At 34.0% G+C, this 2895-nt stretch carries 1 protein-coding gene and 1 pseudogene; both read left to right on the forward strand.

Translation table 11 applies throughout. The annotated features are described in order from the left end of the window. Positions 1-640: pseudogene (locus ABJI11_RS11570) on the forward strand (GMP synthase (glutamine-hydrolyzing)); the annotation flags it as partial. A 1-nt stretch (position 641) separates the two neighbouring features. Continuing rightward, positions 642-2858, forward strand: a complete 2217-nt coding sequence (locus ABJI11_RS11575) for a LysM peptidoglycan-binding domain-containing protein (protein WP_348352292.1) — start codon at positions 642-644, stop codon at positions 2856-2858. Positions 2859-2895: the final 37 nt, after the last annotated feature.

The following is a 2895-nucleotide window of genomic DNA, read 5'->3' on the forward strand; positions in this document are numbered from 1 at the left end:
TGTGTTTGTAGAAGTTTTTGATGATGAGTCACATTTAGTTGAGAATGCAAAATGGTTGGCACAGGGTACTATTTATCCTGATGTTATTGAATCTGTTTCTGCAACTGGTGGTCCGTCACAAACCATAAAGAGTCATCATAATGTTGGTGGTTTGCCAGATTACATGAAATTGAAAGTGGTAGAGCCTTTAAAAATGTTATTTAAAGATGAGGTAAGAAGAGTAGGGGCAAGTTTGGGTATAGATAAGGCATTGTTGGGTAGACACCCTTTTCCTGGTCCTGGTTTGGCAATTCGTATTCTTGGGGATATAACGCCAGAGAAAGTGGCTATTTTGCAAGAGGTAGATGCTATTTTTATTGATGGATTAAAAAAATGGGATTTATACGATAAAGTATGGCAGGCTGGTGCTATGTTGCTGCCTGTAAATAGTGTTGGTGTAATGGGAGATGAGCGTACATATGAAAAATGTGTAGCGCTTAGAGCTGTAGAAAGTACAGATGGTATGACTGCCGATTGGGTGAACTTACCGTACGAATTTTTACAAAAAACATCAAATGATATCATTAATAAAGTCCCTGGCGTTAATCGTGTCGTATATGATATAAGTTCAAAGCCGCCAGCAACAATAGAATGGGAATAGTATGAAATATATTTTTAATCAAATTTACTTAATAGGGTCATTTTGTTTATTAGTGTCTTGCACGGCAATGGCACAAAAATTCGATACCCACGAAGTAAAATCAGGAGAGACTTTAGAAAGCATTTCTAAAATGTACGGAGTTTCAACCTCAAGTATATTACAGTATAATAAAGAAATAAAGGAAGGTCAGAAATTAAGATCAAATACGATATTGGTAGTGCCGGGCAAAAAGATTGTTGAACAAACAAATACGCCAGCTTCCAATACTCCAACTTCGAGCACTGTAACTACTAGAGCTATTACTACTGTTGTTCAAGATTCGGTAAAGGCAAGAGAGCCTATTGGTTATACAGAGCATCGGGTCAAGAAAAAGGAAACTATTTTTGGTATTACTCAAATGTATAATATTACTGAAAATGAGCTAAAAAAGTATAATCCCGTATTATACGCTTCTCCTTTACAAAAGAAGATGGATTTGCGAATTCCTAAATACCGTGCTCCAAAAGTGGACGAGGTAACTGAAAATCAAGCAGATTTAGAAAAATATATTGTAGCGGCAAAAGAAACTAGGTGGAGTATAGCTCATAAATATGGCATTACTATAGAAAGAATGCTAGAGTTAAACCCAGGCTTGTCTGCGGCAAATAATTATTTGTCAGAAGGATATGAGCTTCTAATGCCTAAAATGGCAGGTAGTACCGTAAAAAACCAGGTAACACAATTATATACTTCATATACGGTACCTGCTAAAATGAATTTCTATCGTTTGGAACAGGAATTCGGAGTTAAATCAGATGAAATAGTTCGTTTAAATCCTGAAATCACTGAGAAAGGCGGATTAAAAGAAGGTATGATTATTCGTATTCCTGAGCAAAAAGTAGAGACTGGGGAAATTAATACGGATAACTACATCTTCTACGAAGTAAAACCAAAACAAAATGAGTTTAGGTTAACCCGAAAATTCGGAATGACTTGGGCAGAATTGGTAGGCTTAAATCCTGATTTAAAAGACGGACTAAAAGCTGGGATGGTTTTAAAGTTGCCAAAAGATAAGGTGGGTGATTTTGAGGTTAGAAATGCTTTGGTATTGGATAAAGTAAATTTATTAGATAGTATTAATACTGCTGTAAAACCTAAGGTATTGTTCTTATTGCCATTTAGATTAGATAAACTTGATTTAAATAATAAGACGGCAACTGAAAAAATCATAGACAATAGAAATAGCTTAAAATATAGTTTAGGTCTATATTCTGGTGCTTTGATAGCCATAGATTCTATGAAATCATTGGGAGTCTCCATAGATGTAAAAACTTTTGATAATCAATTAGATTTAGGTAAAACAAAACAAATTTTACAAGGCGAACAATTAGGTGGTTATAGTGCTGTTTTTGGTCCGTTAGATATGTCTTCGCTAAAAGAAACTGCTGTGCAGGCTTCAAAATTTAATGTTCCAGTAGTTGCTCCCGTACCTGCTAAAAGCGATTTAAGTTTAGATAATGTATTCTTTTCTTATACAGATGAAGAAGTCTTGTGGAAACATATGTTAGATTATGTAGAGACCAACCATACAGAAGAAACTCTTTTAATCATTGCAGATGAGGATAATAAAAAGGAGAAAGATGCTATCCTTAAAAGATTTCCTTCTGCTAAAGTGGTCGTAGTTAAAGAAGAGGAGAAAAATATTGGTATTAATAGAGATAAGCTGCAGACCTTGTTATCTGACCAAGTGTCTAATTGGGTTTTTGTAGAATCTGATAATTATAAATTAATTGCAAGTGTAGTATCCATATTAAATTCATTCAATAATACAGCGTTTGATCCTTTGTTAGGTAAAGATAAAGTGAGTGTAAGAATGTTTACGACCGATATGAACTCGGCTTTCGAAAAAGATGTGATTTCAAATACACATTTGTCAAATTTAAAATTTACTTATCCTTCGGTTAATCGTCAAGTAAAAAATAATTCATTTGTTGAGCGTTATAGAAAACGTTTTGGCGATGATCCAGATAAGTATGCGGTTAGAGGATTTGATCTTACGTATGATTTATTGCTAAAACTGGCTTACAATAATAGCTTAATAGATGTTTCAATGTTTATTGGTGAAACGGAGTACAGTGGTAATAAATTTAATTATCAGAGAAAAGGTGTTGCTGGGTATTATAACCAGTCGTCTTATATTATGATGATTGATGATTTAAGAATTAAAACAATAGAGTAAATGACGTCAAAAGTTACATATAACGGAGAGCTAAGAA

Source organism: Maribacter sp., from assembly GCF_039968975.1.
In the GTDB taxonomy this organism is placed as follows: domain Bacteria; phylum Bacteroidota; class Bacteroidia; order Flavobacteriales; family Flavobacteriaceae; genus Maribacter.